This window comes from Pseudomonas sp. JDS28PS106, assembly GCF_036706555.1.
Lineage (GTDB): Bacteria > Pseudomonadota > Gammaproteobacteria > Pseudomonadales > Pseudomonadaceae > Aquipseudomonas.
This window is the reverse complement of the sequence record NZ_JBAJGT010000001.1, coordinates 599,705-624,073: the sequence shown is the minus strand read 5'-3', so window position 1 is coordinate 624,073 and position 24,369 is coordinate 599,705. Positions and strand designations below refer to the sequence as shown.

Annotated in this window: 23 protein-coding genes and 1 pseudogene; 11 read left to right on the top strand and 13 right to left on the bottom strand. The window is 62.9% G+C overall.

Annotated elements, in window-relative coordinates; translation table 11 throughout:
- Positions 1 to 30: 30 nt before the first annotated feature.
- The 7 genes from TRP66_RS02665 to TRP66_RS02635 form a co-directional block, all read right to left on the bottom strand.
- Positions 31 to 1,443 (bottom strand): sensor histidine kinase, encoded by a 1,413-nt coding sequence (locus TRP66_RS02665; protein ID WP_333399766.1) that lies wholly within the window; start codon positions 1,441 to 1,443, stop codon positions 31 to 33.
- Entirely contained in the window at positions 1,421 to 2,104 is a 684-nt protein-coding gene (locus TRP66_RS02660) for a response regulator transcription factor (RefSeq protein ID WP_333399765.1), read from the bottom strand. Before TRP66_RS02660 ends, TRP66_RS02665 begins: the two co-directional genes overlap by 23 nt.
- Before the next feature lie 93 nt (positions 2,105 to 2,197).
- Positions 2,198 to 3,121, bottom strand: a complete 924-nt coding sequence (locus TRP66_RS02655; RefSeq protein ID WP_333399764.1) for a formate/nitrite transporter family protein — start codon at positions 3,119 to 3,121, stop codon at positions 2,198 to 2,200.
- Between the two features lie 204 nt (positions 3,122 to 3,325).
- Positions 3,326 to 3,967, bottom strand: a complete 642-nt coding sequence (gene pncA, locus TRP66_RS02650) for a bifunctional nicotinamidase/pyrazinamidase (protein ID WP_333399763.1) — start codon at positions 3,965 to 3,967, stop codon at positions 3,326 to 3,328.
- A gap of 28 nt (positions 3,968 to 3,995) precedes the next feature.
- Positions 3,996 to 4,961 carry a D-2-hydroxyacid dehydrogenase family protein gene (locus tag TRP66_RS02645; RefSeq protein WP_333399762.1) on the bottom strand — a complete coding sequence of 322 codons (966 nt, stop codon included), beginning with the start codon at positions 4,959 to 4,961 and terminating at the stop codon, positions 3,996 to 3,998.
- Between the two features lie 226 nt (positions 4,962 to 5,187).
- Positions 5,188 to 6,540, bottom strand: a complete 1,353-nt coding sequence (gene gudD, locus TRP66_RS02640) for a glucarate dehydratase (protein ID WP_333399761.1) — start codon at positions 6,538 to 6,540, stop codon at positions 5,188 to 5,190.
- Between the two features lie 34 nt (positions 6,541 to 6,574).
- Entirely contained in the window at positions 6,575 to 7,900 is a 1,326-nt protein-coding gene (locus tag TRP66_RS02635) for an MFS transporter (RefSeq protein WP_333399893.1), read from the bottom strand.
- A 412-nt stretch (positions 7,901 to 8,312) separates the two neighbouring features.
- Between TRP66_RS02635 and TRP66_RS02630 the strand changes: the two genes are divergently transcribed.
- Positions 8,313 to 9,026: a FadR/GntR family transcriptional regulator gene (locus TRP66_RS02630; RefSeq protein ID WP_333399760.1), complete on the top strand. Its 714-nt coding sequence runs from the start codon at positions 8,313 to 8,315 to the stop codon at positions 9,024 to 9,026.
- A gap of 18 nt (positions 9,027 to 9,044) precedes the next feature.
- Here the strand turns inward: TRP66_RS02630 and TRP66_RS02625 are convergent, their stop codons facing one another.
- On the bottom strand, positions 9,045 to 10,166 hold the full coding sequence (locus TRP66_RS02625) for an alpha/beta fold hydrolase (RefSeq protein ID WP_442965159.1): 1,122 nt from the start codon (positions 10,164 to 10,166) through the stop codon (positions 9,045 to 9,047).
- A 210-nt stretch (positions 10,167 to 10,376) separates the two neighbouring features.
- Here TRP66_RS02625 and TRP66_RS02620 point away from each other — a divergent pair, with 210 nt between their 5' ends.
- Together TRP66_RS02620 and TRP66_RS02615 are read left to right on the top strand one after the other, a co-directional pair.
- Complete coding sequence (locus TRP66_RS02620) at positions 10,377 to 11,468, top strand: sugar diacid recognition domain-containing protein (protein WP_333399759.1); 1,092 nt, start codon at positions 10,377 to 10,379, stop codon at positions 11,466 to 11,468.
- Positions 11,469 to 11,593: 125 nt separating this feature from the next.
- Entirely contained in the window at positions 11,594 to 12,730 is a 1,137-nt protein-coding gene (locus TRP66_RS02615) for a glycerate kinase (protein ID WP_333399758.1), read from the top strand.
- 212 nt (positions 12,731 to 12,942) lie between these two features.
- On the opposite strand, the gene TRP66_RS02610 is transcribed toward TRP66_RS02615, so the two are convergent.
- The gene (locus TRP66_RS02610) at positions 12,943 to 13,425 is read right to left on the bottom strand and encodes a GFA family protein (RefSeq protein WP_333399757.1); all 483 of its coding nucleotides are present in this window, start codon (positions 13,423 to 13,425) and stop codon (positions 12,943 to 12,945) included.
- Between the two features lie 208 nt (positions 13,426 to 13,633).
- Between TRP66_RS02610 and TRP66_RS23525 the strand changes: the two are divergent.
- The 4 genes and pseudogenes from TRP66_RS23525 to TRP66_RS02595 all read left to right on the top strand — a co-directional run.
- Positions 13,634 to 14,401: pseudogene (locus TRP66_RS23525) on the top strand (MCP four helix bundle domain-containing protein); the annotation flags it as partial.
- Positions 14,396 to 15,259 (top strand): methyl-accepting chemotaxis protein, encoded by an 864-nt coding sequence (locus TRP66_RS23520; protein ID WP_442965158.1) that lies wholly within the window; start codon positions 14,396 to 14,398, stop codon positions 15,257 to 15,259. The pseudogene TRP66_RS23525 and the gene TRP66_RS23520, both read left to right, overlap by 6 nt.
- A gap of 96 nt (positions 15,260 to 15,355) precedes the next feature.
- Positions 15,356 to 16,609, top strand: a complete 1,254-nt coding sequence (locus TRP66_RS02600) for a D-mannose isomerase (protein WP_333399755.1) — start codon at positions 15,356 to 15,358, stop codon at positions 16,607 to 16,609.
- A 30-nt stretch (positions 16,610 to 16,639) separates the two neighbouring features.
- Entirely contained in the window at positions 16,640 to 17,293 is a 654-nt protein-coding gene (locus TRP66_RS02595; RefSeq protein ID WP_333399754.1) for an LpxA family transferase, read from the top strand.
- On the opposite strand, the gene TRP66_RS02590 is transcribed toward TRP66_RS02595, so the two are convergent.
- Positions 17,265 to 18,353, bottom strand: a complete 1,089-nt coding sequence (locus TRP66_RS02590; RefSeq protein WP_333399753.1) for an AbrB family transcriptional regulator — start codon at positions 18,351 to 18,353, stop codon at positions 17,265 to 17,267. The two genes, TRP66_RS02595 and TRP66_RS02590, sit on opposite strands and share 29 nt — an antisense overlap.
- A 111-nt stretch (positions 18,354 to 18,464) precedes the next feature.
- Here TRP66_RS02590 and TRP66_RS02585 point away from each other — a divergent pair, with 111 nt between their 5' ends.
- Both TRP66_RS02585 and TRP66_RS02580 read left to right on the top strand, forming a co-directional pair.
- Positions 18,465 to 19,367, top strand: coding sequence for a LysR substrate-binding domain-containing protein (locus tag TRP66_RS02585; RefSeq protein ID WP_333399752.1), 903 nt, complete (start codon positions 18,465 to 18,467; stop codon positions 19,365 to 19,367).
- A 121-nt stretch (positions 19,368 to 19,488) separates the two neighbouring features.
- A complete protein-coding gene (locus tag TRP66_RS02580) occupies positions 19,489 to 19,716 on the top strand; it encodes a hypothetical protein (protein ID WP_333399751.1) in 228 nt (75 codons plus the stop codon).
- 5 nt (positions 19,717 to 19,721) lie between these two features.
- Here TRP66_RS02580 and TRP66_RS02575 read toward each other — a convergent pair whose 3' ends face one another.
- Positions 19,722 to 20,240 carry a nucleoside 2-deoxyribosyltransferase gene (locus TRP66_RS02575; protein ID WP_333399750.1) on the bottom strand — a complete coding sequence of 173 codons (519 nt, stop codon included), beginning with the start codon at positions 20,238 to 20,240 and terminating at the stop codon, positions 19,722 to 19,724.
- Between the two features lie 170 nt (positions 20,241 to 20,410).
- On the opposite strand from TRP66_RS02575, the gene TRP66_RS02570 reads away from it, so the two are divergent.
- Complete coding sequence (locus tag TRP66_RS02570) at positions 20,411 to 22,087, top strand: VRR-NUC domain-containing protein (protein ID WP_333399749.1); 1,677 nt, start codon at positions 20,411 to 20,413, stop codon at positions 22,085 to 22,087.
- Between the two features lie 89 nt (positions 22,088 to 22,176).
- Here TRP66_RS02570 and TRP66_RS02565 read toward each other — a convergent pair whose 3' ends face one another.
- Both TRP66_RS02565 and TRP66_RS02560 read right to left on the bottom strand, forming a co-directional pair.
- Positions 22,177 to 22,470 (bottom strand): hypothetical protein, encoded by a 294-nt coding sequence (locus TRP66_RS02565; RefSeq protein WP_333399748.1) that lies wholly within the window; start codon positions 22,468 to 22,470, stop codon positions 22,177 to 22,179.
- 135 nt (positions 22,471 to 22,605) lie between these two features.
- Positions 22,606 to 22,914, bottom strand: coding sequence for a hypothetical protein (locus tag TRP66_RS02560; protein WP_333399747.1), 309 nt, complete (start codon positions 22,912 to 22,914; stop codon positions 22,606 to 22,608).
- Positions 22,915 to 23,335: 421 nt separating this feature from the next.
- Here TRP66_RS02560 and pstS point away from each other — a divergent pair, with 421 nt between their 5' ends.
- Positions 23,336 to 24,355, top strand: coding sequence for a phosphate ABC transporter substrate-binding protein PstS (gene pstS, locus TRP66_RS02555; RefSeq protein WP_333399746.1), 1,020 nt, complete (start codon positions 23,336 to 23,338; stop codon positions 24,353 to 24,355).
- Positions 24,356 to 24,369: the final 14 nt, after the last annotated feature.

Below are 24,369 nucleotides of genomic sequence, written 5' to 3'. Positions count from 1 at the left end.
ACAGCCGGGGCTGCCTTCGATCCGCCTGTTTCAGCCCAGCGCCCGGGTCGGGCTGCAGGTCAGCACCATGCTGGCGCCGCCGTGGCGGCTGGTACCGATCTCCAGGGTGAAGCCATGCAGATTGACGATGGCCGCCACCACCGAGAGTCCGAGCCCGAAACCGCTCTGCGCATCGCCGCCATCGCCGCGTCCGCCGTCGCTGCGGTAGAAGCGCTGGAACACCGCGCTGCGCTCGGCCGGCGCGATCCCGGGTCCTGAGTCCTCGACTGCGATGCAGGGGGACAGCCCATTGGCCGCCGCATAAGCCCTGACTTCGACCGTGCCGCCCGCGGGGGTGAACTTGATCGCGTTGCCCAGCAGGTTGGTCAGCGCCTCGAACAGCAAAGCCCGATCGCCCACCAGACTGGGCAGAGGCTCTTTCAGCTCCAGCAGCAATGTAACTTGCGCTTCTTCGGCCAGCGGCAGGTAAAAGTCGTGGAGCTCCTGCAACAGCGGCTGTAACTCCAGTTCCACGAAGGCCGAGCGGCGCTGGCGATCTTCCAGTTCGGAAATCCGCAGCAGCCCGCGAAAGCGCGCCATCAGGGTGTCGGCCTCGGCGATCACCCCTGCCATTTGCGCGGCCTGGTCGGAGTTGTCCGGCGCCTGCTGTTGGATGCGGTAGAGCTGCGCGCGCAGGCGGGTAAGCGGGGTGCGCAGATCATGGGCGATATTGTCGCAGACGCCTTTGACTTCGTTCATCAGCTTCTCGATGCGATCGAGCATCGCGTTGACGATGACCGCAAGCATGTCCAGCTCGTCGCGCCGGTTGGACACTGGCAGTCGCGCGCCCATGTCGCCGGCGACGATGGCATCGGCGCTGGCCTGGATGGCGCGAATCCGGCGCAGCGGTCGTCGGCGCAACAGGAGCCAGCCGGCGACGCCAGGGATGATGGTCAGGGAAATGCCCCACAACAAGGCGCGAAGAATCAGCGTGCTGACCGCGAACAGCGAGCCGTTCTCCCGCACCAGCACCAGCCAGCGCCCGTCGGACGTCTGGGTCGCCACGGCATCGCAACTGCTTTGCGGCAGGTCAGGATTGTCCGAACCGGTGCAGTCGCCCAGCTCGTGGATCTGGCCGTCCAGTGGCAGCTTGGCGGGTATCTGGCTGATCGGCCCGGAAACGGGCTTGAGCGCGGCGTCGAACAGGCCATAGGCGTCCACGGCGCGCATGTCGAAGGTCATGCTGGTGGCCAGCGCATCGTCCAGCGCCGGGCCTTCGAAACGGGCAAAGAGTTGCTGGCGCTGCATCAGCGAATGGCGCGCCAGGTCGTTCAGGTAGGAGGTGACTTCCCAGTACAGCACGCCCAGCAGAATGGCGCTCCAGGCGACGAACAGCGAGCTGTACAGCGCCAGGAGTCGACTAGTGGAGGAATGCCAGCCTTCAGACGGGTTCGGCAATGACATAGCCCGAGCCTCGCACGGTCTGGATCAGCGGTGCGTGGCCGGGCTGGTCGATTTTCTTGCGAAGGCGACCGATGTGCACGTCGATCAGGTTGGTGCCGGGGTCGAAGTGATAACCCCAGACTTCCTGAAAGATCATCATTCGGGTGATGACCTGGCCGCTGTTGCGCATCAGGAATTCCAGCAATTTGTACTCGGTGGGCAACAGGGTCAGCGGCTGATCGCCCCGACGCGCTTCGCGGCTGATCAGGTTGAGCGTCAGGTCGCCCACCTGCAGCATGGTCTTCGCCGCGGCCGCCGGATTGCTGCGGCGCAACAGGACTTCGACCCGCGCCGCCATTTCGTCGGACGCGAAAGGCTTGGGCAGGTAGTCGTCGCCGCCGGCGCGCAGGCCCCGGACCCGTTCGTCCACGTCCGACAGCGCGCTGATCATCAGGATAGGTGTCGCGATCCCCTGGGCGCGCAGGCTGGTGACGATGGTCATGCCGTCGACCTCGGGCAGCATGCGGTCCAGGGTGATCAGGTCGTAGTCGCCGCTGACGGCCCGCGCCAGCCCGTCGCGGCCATTGTCGACCCAGTCCACGTCCAGGCCGTGGCTGCTCAGCTCGGCGACGATTTCCTTCGCGGTAACGGCATCATCTTCGATTGCCAGGATTCGGGTCATGGTCTGGGCCTGATGGAGTCGATGGAGCCAGCATTCTGCCAATAAAGCCTTGTCGGGTTCCTGAAAGAAAGTTTAATCGGCAGAACGGGGCGATCAGGTGCTCTCGGCGTCCTTGACGGCTTTCTCGACATCCTCTTTGCGCTGCGCCTGCCTGCGCGCCTCGCGCTCGCGCTCCAGGCGGGCATCGGTGTCATGCTCGCTGCGAATCTGCGCATGACTGATCACGGCGAAGATAAAGCTGCCACCGATGATATTGCCCACCAGCGTCGGCGCCGCGAAGTGCAGCCAGAAGTCGCTCCAGCTCGCTTCGCCGGCGAACACCACATAGGAAACCTCGGCCGACCCGACCACGATATGAGTAAAATCGCCCAGCGCCATCAGGTAAGTGATCATGACGATGATCGCCACCTTGGCGCTTTCCATCGACGCAATCATCCACACCATGGTGGCGATCATCCAGCCGGAAATGATGCCCTTGGAAAACATCTGGCCCAGATCGTTTTCCAGCACCTTGCGGCCGATTTCCAGAAATGCCTTGTCGGTGTCCGCGTCAAAGATCGGCAAATTCAGCATGACGTAGGCCACCAGCAAAGTGCCGCACAGGTTGCCGACCAGTACCACCGACCACAGTCTGAACAGCCGGTAGATATTGTGGCGGGTGAATTTGCTCATCACCGGCAGGACGGCGGTGATGGTGTTTTCGGTAAACAATTGCTGGCGCGCCAGGATCACTGCCAGAAAGCCCGCCGAATAGCCAAGGCTGGTGATGACATGACTGCCCTCGATCCCCGCCAGACGGGATTTGAACAGACCCATTGCCATCAGCGACAGGCCCATGGTCAACCCCGCCGCCAGTGCCGACCACCACAAGGCGGCGGCGCTGCGCTCCAGTTCGTGATCGCCCTGGATGCGGATCGTCTCGTGTAATACCACCGCTCTGGGTGGCTGCTTGTCATCGATCTCGCGTTCTTCCTCGGCGGACAGGCCGGGAGTCTTGCCATCAGGTTCTTGGTCCATAACCGCTTCCTTCGCACAAATGACGGGAAACCCGCCGGGTCGTGGGGTTCAGACCCGCGCGGAGGACGGACGTTCGGTGTTGGACACACGGTCCCGTAGGAGCCAGCTTGCTGGCGATATGCCGCAAATACACCGTGAAATGTCCGGTATTCCGCGTCATCGTTCATCGCCAGCAAGCTGGCTCCTACAGGTGTGTGGGAGAATTTAGAGGAGTTGTGCACTCTGGATTCGTTGCACGCCCGCGGCCTGCATGCTTTCCCAGGCCGCATCCAGCGAGCCGTTCATGTCGATGGCGCGGCAGGCGTCTTCGATGACGTAGGTCGTGAACCCGGCGGCGCGGGCATCCTGCGCCGACCAGGCGACGCAGAAATCCAGCGCCAGGCCGACCACGAACAGCGTATCGACCCCGCGCTCTTTCAGATACCCGGCCAGCCCGGTCGTGGTCGTCCGGTCCGCTTCCAGAAACGCCGAATAGCTGTCGATCCCGGGGTTGCAGCCCTTGCGCAGGATCAACTGCGCGTGGGGCAGGTCGAGGTCCGCATGCAGCCGGGCGCCGTCGCTGCCTTGCACGCAGTGATCGGGCCAGAGGGTCTGGGGTCCGTAGGGCAGGGTAATGCTGTCGAACGGCTGGCGCCCCGCATGGCTGGAAGCGAAAGAGATATGCCCGGCAGGGTGCCAGTCCTGGGTCACCACCACTCGCCCGAAGGCCGCGCCCAGACGGTTGATGACCGGCAGCACGGCATCGCCGTCGGCGACCGCGAGACTACCGCCGGGCATGAAATCGTACTGCATGTCGATGACCAGCAAGGCGCAGCGTGGGTCGGCGGGCTGGAAGGGAAGCGTCATGGTTGGGTTCCTCGTGTGGCGCAGGCGGTCACTTCGGCGCGCCCAGCACCCTGATCGGAGCGCCGGCGTGCCAGGCCTGAATGTCTTCGATCATCTGGCTGAAGAACATCCGGTAGTTGTTCTGCGTAACATAGCCCACATGAGGCGTTGCGAGCACGTTGTCCAGCGTGCGGAACGGGTGATCGACGGGCAAGGGTTCCTGTTCGAACACATCCAGCGCGGCGCCGGCGATGCGCCGCTCGCGCAGCGCGGCGAGCAGGGCGCTTTCGTCGACGATCGGCCCGCGGGAGGTATTGACCAGCCAGGCGTCGCGCTTCATCCAGCCCAGTGCTTCGGCGTCCACAAGGCCACGGCTGCGGTCGCCGAGCACCAGGTGGATGGACAGCACGTCGGCCTGCTCGAACAGTGCTTGTTTGCTGACCCGAGTAACCCCGGCCCCGGCGGCGGCCTGTTCGGTCAGGTTCTGGCTCCAGGCGATGACGTTCATGCCGAATGCCTGCCCATAGCGGGCGATCCATTTGCCGATGCTGCCCAAACCGAGGATGCCCAGGGTACGGCCGTGCAGGTCGGCTCCCAGACCGGTCTGCCAGTTTCCGGCGCGCAGGGAATTGGCTTCGCTTACCAGATTGCGGGTCGCGGCCATGATCAGCGCCCAGGTCAGCTCGGGCGCGGCATGCTTGTAACTGTCGGTGCCGCAGACCATAACGCCCTGACGCGCGGCGGCCGGCAGATCGATAGCAGCGTTGCGCATGCCGCCGGTCACCAGCAGTTTCAGGTTGGGCAGTTGTTCGATCAGTGCGGCATCGAACAAGGTCCGCTCGCGCATGACACAGATCACGTCGAAGCCTCGCAGCCGCTCGACCATCGCGGCGGTATCGGCGGGGTAGTCATGGAGGAAGCTGACCTTGCCCAGCGATTCGAGCACCGTCCAGTCCACCACACCGCTGGCAACGTCCTGCCAGTCGTCGAGCACCGCGATTGTCATTGGGGTCATGCCGGGCCTCCTCATGCGAATGATGAGCGAGCATACGCCGCGGATATGCGACTGTGTAGGAGCCAGCTTGCTGGCGATGCAGACGATGCTGTGTGTCAAAGGAATACGCGTCGCCGTTGATCGCCAGCAAGCTGGCTCCTACAGCGGGGTGTAAAAAAAAACGGCGCGCAAGGGGGTTGCGCGCCGATTGCCAGTCCGATGGCGAGTCAGTTGAAGCGGGTCGGGTTCAACGCACCAGGCAAGGCTGCTTGTTGTTGAACTTCCAGTCGGGGATCAGGAATTGCATGGCGACTGCGTCGTCACGGGCGCCCAGGCCCATGCATTTGTAGAGTTCGTGAGCCTTGTGCACCTGATCCATGTCCAGTTCAACGCCCAGGCCCGGTTTTTTCGGCACGGCCACATGGCCACCGACGATCTGCAGCGGCTCTTTGGTCAGGCGCTGGCCGTCCTGCCAGATCCAGTGGGTGTCGATGGCGGTGATATCGCCCGGCGCGGCAGCGGCCACATGGGTGAACATCGCCAGCGAAATGTCGAAGTGGTTATTGGAATGCGAGCCCCAGGTCAGGCCCCACTCGTTGCACATTTGCGCAACGCGTACCGAACCCTGCATGGTCCAGAAGTGCGGGTCGGCCAGTGGGATGTCCACCGATTGCAGCTGGATCGCGTGGCCCATTTCACGCCAGTCAGTGGCGATCATGTTGGTGGCGGTGCGCAGGCCGGTGGCGCGGCGGAACTCGGCCATGACTTCGCGACCGGAGAAGCCGTTTTCCGCGCCGCACGGATCTTCGGCGTAGGCCAGTACGTGATGCTGGTCGCGGCACAGACGAATGGCTTCCTTGAGCGACCAGGCCCCGTTGGGGTCCAGGGTGATGCGCGCATCCGGGAAACGTTCGGCCAGTGCAGTCACGGCTTCGATTTCTTCGTCACCGCGCAGTACGCCGCCCTTGAGCTTGAAGTCCTGAAAGCCGTAGCGCTGCTGCGCGGCTTCGGCCAGACGCACCACGGCTTCGGGTGTCAGGGCCTTTTCATGGCGAACGCGGAACCAGTCGTTATCGGCGTCCGGCTCGCTGCGGTAGGGCAGGTCGGTGACACCCTGGTCGCCGACGTAGAACAGGTAGCCGAGCATTTCGACGCTGTCGCGCTGCTGGCCTTCACCCAGCAAGGCGGCAACCGGCACTTGCAGGTGCTGGCCCAGCAGGTCGAGCAGGGCGGCTTCCAGCGCGGTCACGGCATGGATGGTGATGCGCAGGTCGAAGGTTTGCAGGCCGCGACCGGCCGAATCGCGCTCGGCAAAGGCTTTGCGCACGTCGTTGAGAATCTTCTGGTAGTTGCCGATGCTGCTGCCGACCACCAGCGAGCGGGCGTCTTCCAGGGTCTGGCGAATGCGGTCGCCGCCCGGTACTTCGCCCACGCCGGTATTGCCGGCGTTGTCCTTGAGGATGACGATGTTGCGTGTGAAGTAAGGGCCGTGGGCGCCGCTGAGGTTGAGCAGCATGTCGTCGTGGCCGGCAACCGGGATGACCTGGATCTCGGTGATGACCGGTGTCGTGCCGGCGAGTTGCGCGTTCTGAGCGTTCATGGGCGTCTCCTTCGAGTTGTTATGGGCCTGATGATCAATGTTGGGTCGAGGTCTGCACCGCGGTGACCGGAGTCGCGCCGGGCTTGGGCTTGTTGCGCGCGGCGAACACGATGATTGCGGCGAGGATCGACGTGGCGGTCAGGCCATACAGGCCACCCTGGATCGAGCCGGTGTGCTGTTCGAGCAGACCGAAGGTGGTCGGGGCGAAGAAACCGCCCAGGTTGCCCACCGAGTTGATCAGCGCGATGACCGCGGCGGCGATGCGTGCATCCAGATAAGCCTGCGGAATAGGCCAGAACAGTGACGAGGCGGACTTGAAGCCCAGCGCCGCGAAGCAGATGGCGACGAACGCGAAGATCGGACCGCCAGTGGTGGACATGAACATCCCGGCCGCCGCGATCAGCAGCGCTGCCGCCACCCACGCCTGCTGGCGCTTCCATTTGGCCGACAAAGCGGCGAAGGCGTACATGCCGACGATGGACAGGAGCCACGGAATGGAGTTGAACATTCCGACTTCGAAGTCGCTCAGGCTCCCCATTTTCTTGATGATGCTCGGCAGCCAGAAGGTCGCGGCATAGATGGTCAGCTGGATCAGGAAGTAGATCAGGCAGAACAGAATGATCTGGCTGTCCTTGAGCAGCTTGCCGATCGACGGCTTGATCGGGGTGGCGGCTTCTCGCGCTGCCTGTTCCGCATCGATGGCCGCGACCAGGGCGTCCTGTTCGGCGCGGGTCAGCCACTTGGCATCGTGAGGCTTGGAGTCGAGCCAGAACCAGACGAAGAAGCACAGGCCCACCGAGAACATGCCCTCGATGAAATACATCCACTGCCAGCCTTTCATGCCAAGCCCGGTGATCTGCAACAGCAGACCGGAAAGCGGGCCGGAGATCAGCGACGCGATGGCCGAGCCGCTGAGGAAGATGGCGATCGCCTTGCCACGTTCTACGCCGGGCAACCAGCGAGTGAAGTAGTAGATCACCCCCGGAAAGAAGCCGGCTTCGGCCACACCCAGCAGGAAACGCAGGATGTAGAAGTGAGTTTCGTTCTGGATGAAGGCCATGCATGAGGCCACCAGACCCCAGGTCAGCATGATCCGGGTCAGCCAGATGCGCGCGCCGACTTTCTGCAGCAGGATATTGGAAGGGACTTCGAACAACGCATAGCCGATGAAGAACAGTCCGGCGCCAAAGCCATAGGCCGCGGCACCGATACCCAGGTCGGTTTCCATGTGCGAGCGCACGAAACCGATGTTCACCCGGTCGATGTAGTTGACGATAAACATGATGACGAAAAGCGGCAGGACGTGACGTTTGACTTTGGAAACGGCCGATTGCAGAACCGGATCCGCGCCGCTCGCCATCCCGAGATTGGACGTGCTCACAGGTGAATCTCCCACTCGTTGTTTTTATGCGGGTTGGCAAAGGATGTTCTTTGCATGTAAGTCATCATACAAGTTCGAGTGAGCCGCGCAAGCCCCTGATGTCACGCCAAGGCTAAAAAAGCAGAGGCTACGACGAAAGGCTGATGCCGTGGCGGAGGTTAAGTAGCCGGATACGCTGTGTTTATGGGATGTTCATGAGGTTCCAGGGTCATTTGGAGCGACCGGATAGGTGAGCCGGCACGCTGGCTCACGGCTTGGAAGCGATACGCGATAAGCGTTTTATGGCTAAGCTTGTATGACAAGTAAGACAAGTTACCACCGCGCTGCCCCGCACTCCGGTGCTATGATCGCGGCGCGCCAGGCCAGTCATCTCCAGTCCCGGATAACTCCCATGCAAGAATCCGACAGTTCCGCTCCCAAGCGTCGCCAGCACAGCCTGGCCACCGATCTGGTCACCGAGCTGAGCCAGCGCATCCTGATGGGCAAGATCGCGCCCGGCCAGAAACTGCCCTCGGAGAACGAGATCGTGCGCGAGCACGGCGTCAGTCGTACCGTGGTTCGTGAAGCCATTTCCAAATTGCAGGCCTCGGGGCTGGTGGTCACCCATCACGGGGTTGGGACCTTCGTGCTGGAGCGCGCCGATCAGACCGGGTTGCGCCTCAAGGTCGAGACGGTGTCGCGGGTGCGCGACATCCTGGAACTGCGGCTCGGCCTGGAAACCCAGGCTGTGGCGCTGGCGGCCGTGCGCCGTACCGATGAGCAACTGGCCGACATGCGCCAGGCGCTGGACGATTATCAGGACCAGCTGGCGAACGAGGACAGCTGCGTCGAGCCCGATAAACGTTTTCACATGCTGATCGCCGAGGCGACCGGCAATCCCTACTTCATCGAAATCATGCAGCACCTGGGCAGCGCGGTGATTCCCCGGACCCGGATCGCCTCCACCGAACGGGCCGGCACCAGCCTGGCGCGCCACGGGTATCTGGCAAACCTTGAGCATGAGGTCATATTGAGCGCGATCCGCCGCAAGGACCCCGACGCCGCCCGCGCCGCCATGTGGACGCATCTGAGCAACAGCCGCGAGCGGCTGGCGCCTCGGGAATGACCCTGACAGCGGACCTTTTCAAGGTTGCGACGCGGCAGCCAGCACCTTGAGCATGATCCGCGATTGCCAGTCGAACCAAGGATTGAAGGTCAGCCGCGCGTGGACTTTGCCCGGTTCGCGATAACCCCAGTCGGAAAACCACACCGGGCCGCCGGCAATGCATTGCTGCATGTCGGGCGTGGTCTGGCCGTTCCAGCAGATGCGTTGCGTGCCCTCCACGCCGTACAACGGATTGTCCGGGGCGAACATCAGGCCCATGTGGGAAAACTGGCTGATCCGGTATTCGGGCAGGTAATCCTTGCGCACTTCAATGCGTGGCGTCTGCGCGGCCGGCGCCGGGCTGTCGCCGTACCAGATCAGCCGGCTGGCCGGATGCTCGAAGCGCTGGTTGAAGGTGTCGAGCACATACGCGGTATCCAGCACCGAATCGTGCTGGGTGATGGCGATGAACACCGGCTTGTCGAAACTGCGCTGAGACAGCCTTTTCTGCGCCAGCGCGCTGCTGCGGTAGAACTGGGCGAACCCGTTGGTGGGGACGTTCAGGTAACGCACCGGTGTCTGCATCGGCCGGATGCCGTCATTGGGCGCCGCCAGCCAGGGTCTGGCCCAGCCGATCCAGGGCGTCAGCCAGGCATAGGCGCTGTCGGAGCGGAAGGCCGGGGAGAACAACACCAGTCCGGCGATTTCGTCATGCTCATAGGCGTAATCCAGAACCAGATTCGCGCCGGTGGAGAATCCGCCGAGAAAGACCTGCGGCACTTCATCGCTGAGCAGCGCGGCCTGTTCGCGGACCAATTGCTGCCATTGGGCCAGACTGACGTCCAGCATGTCCTGAGGTTTGGTGCCATGGCCGGGCAGCAGCACAGTGCGTACCAGGTAACCCTGATCGGCGAGCATCCGGCCGACGTCATGGAAGGACCATGGCGAGTCGCCGAGCCCATGTACTAGCAAGATGCCGCCCCGGGGTGCGCCGGTCGGTCGCCACTCCTGGGGCGCGTTCCAGTCCAGCTCGGCGGCGTGGTCGTCGGTCTGAAAATCGCGCTGTGCCCGGATCAGCGCCAGGGTCTGCTCGCGATAGGCGTCGAAGTTTTCGTGCGGTTGTTCGTTGCCGGCCAGCGATGTGCAGGCTTGCAGGGCCATCAATGGAAGCAGGCGCAGGATAGGAGGGCGGATCAAGGTCGACGGACTCCAGCGGCAATGAATCGGTGATTATGGCGCGCGGCGGGCCTGGCGTCCCGGCATGGATCGCGCCGGCCGCCACTTTCAGGCACACTCTAGAGCCGATAAATTCAACAAAAATGCCGCGCATGATCCACTCTTTCAGCTTCCTTCTCGATCCGGAAACCGCCCATGTTCGCTCTTGACCGCGCGCTGGCCCAGGACATCGTCGACCGGGCGATGGCGATCCTGCCTTATAACGTCAATGTCATGGACTATCTGGGCGTCATCATCGGCAGCGGCGATGCACAGCGGCTCTGCACGCGTCATGAAGGCGCGCAGCTGGTGCTCGCCAATGGCCGGATGGTCGAGATCGATTCCGGCGCCGCTGCGCGGATGGGCGGGGTCAGGCCCGGCGTCAACCTGCCATTGATGCTCGACCACAAGCTGGTCGGCGTGCTGGGCATCACCGGAGAACCCGAGGAAGTGCGGGTCTATGGCGAACTGGTGAAGATGACCGCCGAAATGCTCATGGAGCAGCGCCGTCAGCAGGCAGATCGCCAATGGCGCCAGCGCCGCAGCGAGGATCTCCTGTCACGACTGTTGTTTCAGGACTGTCCCGACAGCCTGGTGGATGAGGCACGCCAGTTGGGTCTGCAGCCGCAACTGGCCCGGCAGGCGGTCCTCATCGAGCTTGCCGAACAACTTGATTCCACCGCTGCCGTCGCCGCCTGGCTGTGCTCGCGGCATGCCGACAGCTGGTGCGTGCTGCACGAACCGACCCTGCTGTACTGGTGCCGGACCACGAGTCGCGAGCCGGACGATGAAGCGCTGCTCAAGCAGTTCGCCGAGCACGGCTGGCCGGCGGTCCGGATGGCCACGGTCGAGCCATCGGCGGACCTGCCCGCCTTGCGCCACGCCTGCGCGGCGGCGCGGGATCTGCTGAAGTACGCGCGGCAGTCGCTGCCTGATCAGCGTCTGCTGCGGCTGGCCGATCATCGACTGGCACTGCTGTTCTGGCGTCACCGGGACGACTGGCTGGCTGCACAGATTCTCGAACCGGTTGCGCGTCTGCACCAGCATCCCCAGCTGCTGGAAACCCTGGCAAGCTGGCTGACCCACAACAGCGAGAGCCAGGCGTGCGCCGAAGCCCTGGGTATTCATCGCAATAGCTTGCGCTATCGGCTCGACAGGATCGCCGAAATCACTGATTGCAGCCCGTATCGCACCGACGATCTGCTGCGCCTGTATCTGGGCGTGCGGACCAGCGCGCAGGTGGGTTGAGCCCGGTCTGTTCACTGCGGGCTTTGTTCAAATGAACGAGCGATAACCCGGAGGATTGTGCGAAGGTCAGGCGGAAATCGCTGCGGGCAGTGCGAAGATCAGGCAACCGGATATGGAGAACAATAATGAAAGTCGTTATCGCCCCCGATTCTTTCAAGGACAGCTTGAGCGCCCAGGCGGCTGCGGATGCCATCGCAGCAGGCCTGGCTGACGTCTGGCCGGATGCCGAACTGATCAAATGTCCCATGGCCGACGGTGGCGAAGGCACCATCGAGTCCGTGCTGGACGCCTGCAGCGGCGAATGGAAAAGCGCGCGGGTCAGCGGTCCGCTGGGCGTGGAGATCGAGGCGCAATGGGGCTGGCTCGAACAGAGCCGTACCGCGATCATCGAGATGGCCACCGCCAGCGGCTTGCAGTTGCTGACCCTCGGACAGCGCGATGCCTGCATCACCAGCACCTTTGGCACCGGTCAATTGATCAGCGAAGCGCTTGATGCGGGTGCGCAACGGGTGATTCTGGCAATCGGCGGCAGCGCCACCAACGACGGTGGCAGCGGCATGTTGGGCGCGCTGGGGGTGCGTTTTCTCGATGCACAGGACCAGCCGCTGCCGCCGGGCGGCCTGGCTCTGGCGCGTCTGGCGCGGATCGACAGGAGCGGGATCGATCCGCGTCTGGCCGAGGTGCGATTCGAAATCGCTGCCGACGTCGATAATCCGCTGTGTGGCCCGAATGGCGCTTCGCACATTTTCGGCCCGCAGAAAGGCGCGTCCCCGGATCAGGTGCTGGCACTGGATGCGGCGCTGGGCCACTTCGCCGATCATTCGGCGCAGACGCTGGGTCGCGACCTGCGCGATGAACCGGGCAGCGGCGCGGCGGGCGGCATGGGTTTCGCGGCCAAGGCCTGGCTGGGAGCCTCATTCCGGGCCGGCGTTGAAGTGGTGGCCGACCTGACCGGGCTTGAGCGGGCGTTGCAGGGCGCGGATCTGGTCATCACCGGGGAAGGGCGCTTCGATGCCCAGACCCTGCGCGGCAAGACCCCCTTCGGCGTGGCACGCATCGCCAGGCGCAGCGCGGTGCCGGTCATTGTTCTGGCCGGTACCCTGGGCGAGGGTTACGAGCGCTTGTATGACCACGGCATCAGCGCGGCCTTCGCGCTGGTCAGTGGGCCCTGCACGCTGCAACAAGCCTGCGACCTAGCCGCCAGCCTGCTGCACGATCGCGCGCGTGATCTGGCGAGAGTCTGGCGATTGGCAGCGCGCTGATTCTTATCACGTCCTGTAGGAGCGGATTTATCCGCGAAGGGTCGTAAAGGCCGACACACTGGCGGAGTCGGATACATTTTTTCGCGGATAAATCCGCTCCTACAGGCGGTGGTCATAAAGGATCTGCGCGCTCCGGCCTTCGCCCGCCCGGTCCTCATCGCCAGCAAGCTGGCTCCTACAGCTGTGGGAGCCAGCTCGCTGGCGATAAGGGCTTAGCGCACCAACCCCAGCCGTTCATGCCACGCGGCGATGGACTCCTGCGGGTAACCCTCGAATTTCTGGTCGTTGTCTTTCGCATCCACCTCCACCCAGGAAGCCTTGGAGTCGAGCAGGATGTGGGTGCTTTCCGGCGGTGTCGGCAGGGGGGTGTCGATGGCCGAGGCGAACGGGTGGATCAGTTCCGGCCACTGCGGACTGAACAGCCATAACCCGCTGCCGCAATGCTTGCAGAAATGCCGCTCGGCTTCGCTGATGTCCACGTGGTGATCCTGGCGGATCCTCGCGTGATAGAGGGTGATGTTCTCGCGGCCCTTGACCTTGAGCGTCGTGGCATCGCCGGACAGGTTGATCGCATAACCGCCGCCGCCCTGGGTCTTGCGGCAGATCGAGCAGTAGCAGCGTTGATAAGGATAGGGATGCGCGCTAGTGAGGCTGAACTCCACGGCGCCGCAGTGGCAGGATCCTTCCAGATGCATGACAAACCTCCACGGCTCCGAGAGCCTTGGTCGATGACGTTGCAAGTCTAGACAGGGCTGGCCGGCAAACGAGCGGGGTCGTTCGTCGGCGAGATAAATGTTACGGCTTGTTGCTCAAGAAGCCTGACGGCACGCCGATAGGCTTAAAAGTTGTCGGACAACTGCTCCGTCGTCCGCAGCCCCCCTCAATAAGAACAGAGCTACGGCCATGAATCTACGCAGTCTCACCATCGCTCGCCGCGCGGGCCTGGGTTTCACCCTGATCTCCCTTCTGGTTGCCGTGCTGGGCTGGTTCGCGCTGGCGCAGATGTCGACCATCCGCCAGAGTCAGGTGGAAGTCGAAACCAACTGGCTGCCAAGCATGCGCGCCGTCAGCGACATTCGCGAGATCATGCTACGTATCCGCACCATTTCCCTGCGCATGGCGCTGGACCCGGACCCCAAGAGCATTCCGACTTACCGCAGCCAGCTCGACGTTCGTAATCAGGATCTGGCCAATCGGTTGCAGGTGTTGAGCAAGTTTGTCGACACGCCCGAGGAAAAGGTACTCGACGACCAGTTCCGCGTGACGCTGGGCCAATACCAGAAAGCGCTGGAGCAGTCCTTCGTGCTGGCGGGCCAGAACGACACCGTGGGCATGAACAAGCTGCTGCTGGTGGACATGAAGCAGATCGTCGACGGCTCGGGCAAGCAGCTCAACGACCTGGCCGAGTTCTACGCGGCGCGCATCGACGAGGAGGGCAAGGCGGCCGCCGCCCAGTACGACAACTCCAGGCAAGTGGTGATGATTTTCGTGGTGCTGGCCGCGCTGGCGACCATCGTGCTGGCACTGGTGCTGACCCGCAGCATCGTGCGCCCGCTGGAACGTGCTGTCGTGGCGGCCGAGTACGTGGCCCAGGGTGACCTGACCCATTCCATCCAGGCCGATGGCGAGGACGAGGTCACCCGTCTGTTCCGTGCGCTGGCGACCATGCAGGACAACCTGCGCGGTGCGATGCGCCACATCGGCAGCTCTGCAAGCCAGCTGGCATCGGCGGCCACCCAGCTCAACTCGGTGACCGAGGACAGCTATCGCGGGTTGAATCAGCAGAACGCCGAGATCGATCAGGCCGCGACCGCCATCAACGAAATGACCTCGGCGGTGGAAGAGGTGGCCCGCAACGCAGTGTCCACCTCCGATGCGTCCAATCACTCCAGCGCATCGGCCCAGGCCGGACAGGCGCGGGTCATCGAAACCGTGGCGTCGATCCAGACATTGACCGAGAACGTCCAGGCGACCGCTGCGCTGGTTCAGAACCTGGCCGATCAGTCGCAGGACATCGGCAAGGTGCTGGATGTCATCCGCTCCATCGCTGAACAGACCAACCTGCTGGCGCTCAACGCGGCCATCGAGGCAGCGCGGGCCGGCGAGTCGGGACGCGGTTTCGCAGTGGTGGCCGACGAAGTGCGGGCGCTGGCCCATCGGACCCAGCAATCGACGCTGGAAATCGACTCGATGGTGAACGCCATGCGCAGCGGATCGGCCCAGGCGCTGGATTCGATGAACACCAGCCGCGACCGCGCAGGCTCCACTCTGGAGCTGGCTCAGGGCGCGGGTGCGTCGCTGACCGAGATCACCTCGTCGATCAACCAGATTTCAGAGCGCAACATGGTCATCGCCAGCGCCGCCGAGGAGCAGGCCCAGGTGGCTCGCGAAGTGGATCGCAACATCGTCAATATCCGCGATCTGTCGACCCAGTCCACCGATGGCGCCAACCAGATCAGCGCTTCCAGCCACGAGCTGTCGCGCCTGGCGGTCGACCTCAACCAGGTGGTGGCACGCTTCAAGGTGTAACGCTGACGCTGGCCTGCTTGCCGCTGACCGACCCAACGCGCATTATGGCGCTCGGTCGGTCAGACCCTATCAAAGGCGACGGAGGCGGCAGGCGGCATGGACATCGAGAATCACAGCTTCAGCAGTTGGCTGCGCGCTCCGGCGCATCATCAATGGCTAGCCCACGAGGGCCGGCGCCTCCTGGCATTCGCCAAGGCCGCGAGGCTCGAACACGGCTTCGGCAGCCTCGATCACTACGGTCGCCTGATGGTCGGCGCCACCGCGCAGACCATGAACACCGCACGCATGACTCACTGTTTCGCGATGGCCCATGTGCAGGGCATTCCGGGCTGCGCGGCCTTGGTGGATCACGGCGTGGCTGCGCTGAGCGGCGCGCTGCGCGATGCCGAACACGATGGCTGGTTCGATGCGCCGCTGCAAGAAGGCGGCGCGACTGGCAAGCAGGCTTACCTGCACGCGTTCGTGGCGCTGGCGGCCAGCTCCGCCGTGGTGGCCGAGCGTCCCGGCGCGCAAGCCTTGCTGTCGGCGGTCATTCAGGTCATCCAGACGCACTTCTGGAGCGATGAGGAGGGCGCGATGCGCGAATCCTTCGCCCGCGACTGGCAGCAGGAAGAGGCCTACCGGGGCGCCAACAGCAACATGCACAGCACCGAAGCCTTCCTGGCACTGGCCGATGTGACCGGCGATGCGCAGTGGCTGGATCGGGCGCTGCGCATTGTCGACCGGGTGATCCACCAGCAGGCCGCCGCCAACCGGTTCCAGGTCATTGAACACTTCACTCAGGACTGGCAGCCCCTGCCGGACTACAACCGCGATAACCCGGCCGACGGTTTCCGACCCTTCGGCACCACCCCCGGCCATTCCTTCGAATGGGCGCGGCTGATGCTGCATCTGGAGTCGGCGTTGCGCAGTGCCGGACGCGATGCGCCGGACTGGCTGCTTGGGGATGCGCGTCAACTGTTCGCCCAGGCCTGCGAGCATGGCTGGCATGTCGACGGCGAGCCGGGCATCGTCTACACGCTGGACTGGGAAAACCGTCCGGTGGTCCGCCACCGCCTGCACTGGACCCACTGCGAAGCGGCGGCTGCCGCGGCCGCCTTCCTGCAACGTACCGGGGAACATAAGTACGAAGAGTGGTACCGGCGCTTCTGGGAGTTCAACGAAACCTTGTTCATCGACCTGGAGCACGGCAGCTGGCGGCATGAGCTGAACGAACGCAACGTGCCCAGCGAAGATATCTGGCCCGGCAAACCGGACCTCTATCACGCTTATCAGGCGACGCTGTTGCCGGTGCTGCCGCTGTCGCCGAGCATGACCACGGCACTGGCGCGATCGGGCTGGCCGGGCTGATCATTGCTGGATGACAGGGAGTAGGGCGTCTTGATACGGATCGAAGATTTCACCGCCGGGATATCGGCCACCGCACTGGCGTCCCGGCGCCAGGATGCGCCATGGGAGCTGGTCGCTCAGCTTGCTGAGGTGGTGACGCACTTGCTGCGCGAATTGCCGACGCAGGATTACGTCATCGAGGCGGATGTCGCCGTGCATCGCACGGCGCTGATCGAGCCGGGCGCGGTGCTCAAGGGGCCGCTGATCGTCGGTCCGCATTGTTTCGTGGCCGCCGGCGCCTATCTGCGCGGTGGTGGCTGGCTGGGCGAGCGGTGCATCATCGGGCCCGGAGCGGAACTCAAGACATCGGTGCTGCTCAGCGGCACCAAGCTGGCTCATTTCAACTTCATCGGCGATTCGGTATTGGGGGCCAACGTCAATCTCGAAGCCGGCAGCATTATCTGCAACTACCGCAACGAACGTGATGACAAGCAGGTGCGCGTCAGGATCGGCGACCGGCTGCACGATACCGGCTGCGAGAAGTTCGGCGCTTTGCTGGGCGACGGTGTCCGGCTGGGCGCCAATGCAGTACTGGCGCCAGGCGCGATCATCGAGGCCGGTTTCGTCGTGGGCCGCGGCGAGGTCTTCGACGCCGAGGCGCAGCATCAGGCCGCGCTCAGTGCGGCAGCAGGCGGCGGTCGCTGATACGAATGATCTGCCGGGCGAGGAAGCTGCCGGTGAGGATGACACCGAACAGGCGCAGAGTCTGCATCGCCAGCACGAAGCCGACGTCGGCATGGGTGTCGATGGCGATGATGGCCATGGTGTCCAGGCCGCCGGGGCTGGTCGCCAGGTAGACCGAGAGGAAATCCTTGTCCAGCAGCGTTGCAATCAGCCAGGCGGACAGTGCGCAGAGTACGATCAGCAGCATGGACGCTACGACCATCATCGGCAGCCGCCGCCAGACGTACATCACGGTCGGCCGATCGAACCGCAGGCCCACGTAGCAGCCGATCGCGCCGTATCCCAGCGGCAACAGCCAGTCGGGAATGGTGATCTGCAGCACGCCGGTCAGTTGCAATGCACCGCCCAGCAGCAGCGGCACCAGCAATGCGCCGGCCGGCAACCGCGCGCCCAGCCAGACACCCATGCCGATCACCGCCAGGCTCAAGCCGAAATCCATCAGGTTCAGGCTGTGCAGCACGACTTCCGTGCCGTGCGCCGCGCCGCCGGCGCTAGGCGCGCCCAGGTAGCGGCTTACCAGTGCGCCGACCATGACCACGCAGACCACGCGAACGTATTGCATGGTGGCCACCACGCGGGAATCGGCGCCGTAATCTTCGGACATCGCGACCATCGCCGAAGCCGCGCCAGGGGACGTGCCCCAGGCCGCGGTGTTGCTCGGGATGCCGGCGAAACGCACCAGCAGCAGGCCGACGGCAGCGCTGAGCAGGACAGTCAGCGCCGTGGCGAACAGCATGATGTGCCAGGAGGCCAGAGCGGTGAGCAGCACGCTGACGGACATGGCGTGAGCGATCAGCACGCCGACCGTGCCTTGGCCGAGCTGGAACAGTGGCTTGGGCATCCGGATGGTGGCGCCGGCGACCCCGAAGCCGATCGACACCAGCATGGGGCCCAAAAACTGAGCGGCGGGCAGATGCAGGATTTTCAGAAGATGACCGGCGGCGCCGGCGAGAACGATCAGCGCCGTCCATTGGGCCGGCAGGGGGAGGGTAACAAGCGACAACCGTGACGCGCGTGACAAGGAGGTTCTCCGAAGTCGGCTGGATCAGAAGTGAACGAAGCGATTATCGACAGCGCGATCTATCAAGTCTATTTTCTAATAATCATGAATTGATAACTTTGGTTGATCGGTATGGACCTGCGTGACCTCAACTATTTCGAAACCATCGCCGAGCTCGGCCACCTGGGTCGGGCCGCTGAAAAGCTCAACCGCAGCCAGCCTGCTCTGACCAAGAGCATTCAGCGTCTTGAAGAGGCGTTTGGCACCCGGTTGTTCCAGCGCGACGGCCGACGGATCAAGCTCACACCGGTCGGTGAACTGTTGCAGGCACGGGGCAAAGAGCTGCAGCAGCGGATCGCCGAAACGCAACGAGAGGTGCGGGATTTTTCCAGCGGGATGGTCGGCACTATCCGCGTAGGCTGCGCGGCCAGCATGGCCGAATACCTGATGCCCAAGCTCACCTCGGCTTTGTTGCAACGCAGCCCCGATGTCACCTTCAAGCTGGTGATCGGCCAGGACGACCTGTTGCGTGAGTCGCTGGGTTCCGGCCAGCTGGACCTGATCATCTGCGGCTTGATCCCGGACGACGAGCATGTCACCAGTTTCCCGATCTTTCAGGATGAAGCGGTGGTGGTCGCCAGCAAGCATCACCCCATCTTCCAGGCGCCGATCACCCTGAGTGAGCTGTGCAACTGGCGCTGGGTGCTGCCGCCGGTCAGTGTGTCGTCACGAAAGTGGCTCGATTCGGTATTCGCCGCCCGGAGCCTGGCGGCGCCTGACGTGCAGATCGAGGCCAACTCCATTTCGCTGCTGCCGGGACTGATCGTGCAGGGCAGGCTGCTGAGCTTCCTGGCTCGCGAGACGCTGGAGTTCGGCACCACCATGCGTGATCTTCGCGAAGTGCCACTGCAAGAGACCACCATGAAACGAACGATCGGCGTCACCATCCGCAGCGGCAGCTATCTGTCGCCCGCAGCCCATAGCATGTTGCGGTTGCTGCGTGATAACGGGGGCGACTTCCTGGGCTGGAGCTGACCGGTTGACGATCAGTGATCGCCGGGTGCCCACATTATGTTCCGGCTGAGGTAGCCTTGACGCCAACGAGCCTGGAACTGGCTGGCTCACTTCCTTTCAATGACTCAGGAGCAACACACCGATGCAGGCATCGTTCACCCCGGCGGATCAGGTAACGTCATCTGGCTTCAATCTCCCTCTCTATCACTTCGGTGGCGACCAGTCGCCCCTTAACGATGCGGACGCAGACGAGGATCGCGATCCTGAGGCATATCTTGACCTCGAGATCCTCGGCCTGGACGAGTTCGTCGACGCCGACAAACTCGACCCTTCTCTGACTGGTGATATCGGTTCCTCCACGCTGGGGTGATCTGCTCAGACGGTGCGCCTGGCCTTCGCCGCATGTCTGAGGTGCAGGGCCAGTGCTTCGGCGCCCAGCTCGACGGTCGAGCTGCATCCCGCCCAGCTGCACGCCAGCATCAGATTGCGCGGCAGCCCGAAATCTTCCACCTGATGACCTTGCTCATCAATGCCTTGCTCATCGTGGGGCACCAGCTGGCGCAACGACGCGATGGGTTCGAACCAGGCCCAGACGGGCTTGCCCAGCGCGCTGGCCATGCCGACTTCGAATGCAGTCCCGGAATCCGGCTCCAGGCCGCGAAACAGATTGAGATTGGCAAGTACGGCGTCGCAACGCCGGATCATGTTGATGTTCATCGAACAGATCTGCCGCGCCGTCTGTTGTTTCGAGAGGCCCGGCGCGACCTCGTTGTCGAAGGGGTAGAGGCCCTCCAGCCCATGGGCGGTGCACAGCGCTTTGAGGTAATGACCGCGCTCCACGGCATCCGGCCTGAATACATCGAATCCGGCGAGGTAGATCAGGGGTTTATGCATGTCTGTTCCCTCCGTTGAAATCTTGACTGAATCGGATGCTGGGCGTCCTCGCTAGCTGACGGAATCATGCCATTGATCGGCCATCCCCTCTGGAACGGTCCTCAAGGCTGGAATCTGTACGCATAACCAGTATGCTTGGCCGGTGTGTTTCCCCAGCGTGACGTCAGGCCTTGGACACGAATCCTCTCGAAAATCCCTTTTATTACCTGGAAAACTTCCGCCAGGTACTCGGCTGGATCGCCCAGCGGTATGACGATCTGCTCGATCCGGTGGAGCGGGACTTCATTCGCGAGTTCGGCGCTCTGCCGCTGCCTGCCCAGGGTCTGCTGGTGCGCATGGTGATGCGCAAGGGCACCCTGTTCCGTGCTACCAAGCTTAGCTACGTTGAGATCGGCGACACGCGCGCGGCGGTCCAGCCGCTGCTGGCGCTGGGCTGGGTCGACGGCGATCCGACGCTGGACCTGCGCGAACTGTTCCATCTACTGCGCAAGGACGAATTGCGCGGCTGTTTCAAATCCGAGGGCAAATCCACCGCCGGCAAGGGGGCGGAGCGCAAGGACCAGTGGTTCGAACGGCTGCTGCCCCTGCATGACCAACCCCGAACGCTGGCCGAATGGCACCCCGAACTGGACGAGCAGGCTTTCTGCCTGAAGGTCATGCCGCTGTGCGACCGGTTGCGGCTGCTGTATTTCGGCAATCTGTATCAGGAGTGGTCGGAGTTCGTCCTCGCGGACCTGGGCATTTTCCGTTACGAGACGGTCGATTTCACACTGGATTCACGCGGGATTGCCGAGCGGGCCGATATCGATGTCTGTCTGCAGTTGCATGCCTGCCGCGAAGCGCTGGAGACCACCCCGGACCTTGCGGGTCTGGCTCGACAGGCCCTCGCTATCGAGACGGCCAACCCCTGGCTGGATATGCGCCGCGCCAAGCTGCTGTTCCGCATCGGCCAGCAGGCCGAGCGCGTGCAGGACTGGGCGCTGGCGCTGAAGGTCTATCGCCAGAGCGATTATCCCGGTTCGCGCTCCCGGCAGATCCGCGTGCTAGAGCGCGGTGCCCAGTACAGCGAGGCGATGATTCTGCTTGAAGAGGTCCGCCGCGCGCCGCGTACCGACGCCGAGGTTCAACATCTGCTGCGGGTGCTGCCCAGGTTGCAGCGCAAGTTGGGCGTGGCCGTCGAGCGGCGCGCCGCCGCCCGGCCGGTATCGCGGCTTGACCTGATCGTCGAGCCGGTGCCTGGCATGAGCGTCGAATGGCTGATGCGCGAGCACCTGGCGGAAGAGGGCGCGGAGGTTCATTACGTCGAGAACACGTTGATCAACTCGCTGTTCGGCCTGCTGTGCTGGCCGGCGATCTTCGCGCCGATTCCGGGCGCATTTTTTCATCCGTTTCACAGCGCGCCGGCCGACCTGCACAGCCCGGATTTCCATGAGCGTCGCGCAAGCCTGTTCGAGCAGTGCTTTGCAGAGCTGGAGGATGGTCGTTATCTGGCGACGATTCGTGAGCGCTTCGTCAGCAAGGCCGGGCTGCAATCGCCGTTCGTGTTCTGGGGCAGCCTGAGCCCGCAGGTGCTGGAGCAGGCGCTGCATTGTCTTCCCCCAGTGCATCTACGTCGCTGGTTCGAGCGCCTGTTGCAGGATATCAAGGCCAATCGTACCGGGATGCCGGACCTCATCAAGTTCTACCCGCAAGAGCGGCGCTATTTGATGATCGAAGTAAAGGGACCGGGGGACCGGTTGCAGGACAACCAACTTCGCTGGCTGGATTTCTGCGCTAAACACGATATGCCAGTGCAGGTCTGCTACGTGCAATGGGCCGAAGTGGCCGAGCAACCGATGAGCGCTTGAGGCGCGGATCGGTACGGATCTGGAATGGACCGGGCGGTCGTTTCAGCCGTGAGGATGACCGCCGCGCATTCATTCGCAACGCCTGGACGTCATGGCGCGTTGTCATCGTCTTCATCATCGTCCGTATCGTCGCTTGCCCTTGGGTCAGGGGTGCGATCGGTGCCGATGGTGCTGTCGCCAGGGGCCGGGTCCATGCCTTTGGTGCCTGGGCTGGTGCCCTTGGCGCCGGGCGAGGTGCCGTCGGTGTTCTTTTCCATGCCGGTACCCGGTACTTTGGGTCCGTCGTTTTCGGGGTTGGTGGGGCCGGTCGAGCCTGCGAATGCGCCGGACGAGCATGCCAGCAGCGCTGCCAGACTCAGGGCCCCCAATCGATTGCGGATCATGATGCAAACCTCCAGTGAATGTTTGATCGATACCACAGCGTTCGGCTGGGCGCTTGCGTCCATAAAGCAAGACGCGGGTTACGCTCAGCGATCTTTCAGGCGAGCGGGCCGCAGCCGGCCCACCTGAAGGAGGAATCAGTTGCTGGTCTTGCCGGAACCGGTGTCGGTGCTGGTCTTGTCATGGGTGTCGCCATGAGCGGCACTGCCGTGCGAGGTCTCGGTCTGCGGCGTGACGCCGGATTCCTTGGTGCCGGTCTGCGCGCCAGGCGTGCTGGATGCGTTGCGGTCCGAAGGCGCGGTGTTGTTGCCGGGCAGCTTGGTGGCGTTCTTGTTCACGCCGGCTTCCGGAGTCGCGGAAGAGGAGTTGCTGTCGGCAAGAGCGATTCCGCTGGTCGCGGCCATCAGGCCTGCAAGGGTAAGGGCTGCCATCTTGGTCTTGAACATGTGTCTACTCCATTGGGGTTGTAGTATCCATTTGTCATGGCGAGCCCCTGTTTCGTGCCGCTGATCCCGACGAACGGTATGATTTTGATATCAAAATGGTTGGAGTCGCAAGAATCGCCAGCAAGCTGGCTCCCACGCCTTCTGTAGGAGCCGGCTTGCTGGCGATCTTTTGAAATATGGCACCGAGCTAGCACTGTGTAGTGGCTTATTGCTATTGCTTTCCATAGTCCTTTAAAGCATTGCTTTCAGAGGATTTTTTTCAGATTTTTATCGGCTGATACGTAGGAAATAACCTACAAAATCGGCGCCTTCCGCCCTCCATTCGCCAGATTGTCATTAAACAGCAACATTTCAGGTTTTAAATCCGCCTCGGGCCTCCCTGATGGGACCACCAAACACTCTCCTGGACTGAGGTATTACCGTGATACTGCTGACTAAAAAACGCTTGTCGCTTCTGATCGCTTCGCTGTGCCTCAGCGGTGCTGCCCACGCGACTGATGTAACCGGCGCTGGTTCGAGTTTCGTTTTCCCGGTCATCTCCAAGTGGTCGCAGGACTACAGCAAGAACTCTCCGAACCGTATCAACTATCAGTCGATCGGTTCGGGCGGTGGTATCGCTCAGATCAAGGCAGCGACCGTTGACTTCGGCGCTTCCGACGCCCCCATGTCCGCCGAGGACCTCAAGGCCGGCGGCCTGGGTCAGTTCCCGAGCGTGATTGGCGGTATCGTGCCGATCGTCAACGTCGAAGGCGTGGAAAGCGGCAAACTGAAGCTGGACGGCGAAACTCTCGCCAAGATCTTCATGGGCGAAATCAAGAAGTGGAACGATCCTGCGATCGTCGCCCTGAACTCCGGCGTGACCCTGCCAGACAGCAACATCACTGTCGTTCACCGTTCGGACGGTTCGGGCACCACTTACAACTTCACCAACTACCTGAGCAAAGTCAGCCCTGAGTGGAACGAGAAGCTCAAGTTCGGCTCGACCGTTCAGTGGCCAGCCGGTGTAGGCGGCAAGGGTAACGAAGGTGTGTCCGCTTACGTGAAGCAGATCAAAGGTTCGATCGGCTACGTAGAGCACTCCTACGCTGTCACTAACAAACTGTCCTACACCCAGCTGAAAAACGCTGCCGGTAAGTTCATCGTGCCTGACGCCAAGGCTTTTGCCGCAGCCGCCGACACCGCTGACTGGGCAAACGCCAAGGACTTCGGTCTGATCATGACCAACGCACCGGGCGAAGGTGCATGGCCAATCACCGCGACCACCTGGATCATCATGTACAAGCAGGCCAAGAACGAAGAGAAGAGCAAGGCTGCCTTCGACTTCTTCAAATGGTCCCTGGAGAACGGCCAGAAGCAAGCCGAGTCGCTGGACTATGTGGCCCTGCCGAAGTCGCTGGTTGATCGTGTAGAAAACTACTGGAAAACCGAATTCACTAAATAAGTGAATCAAAGCCT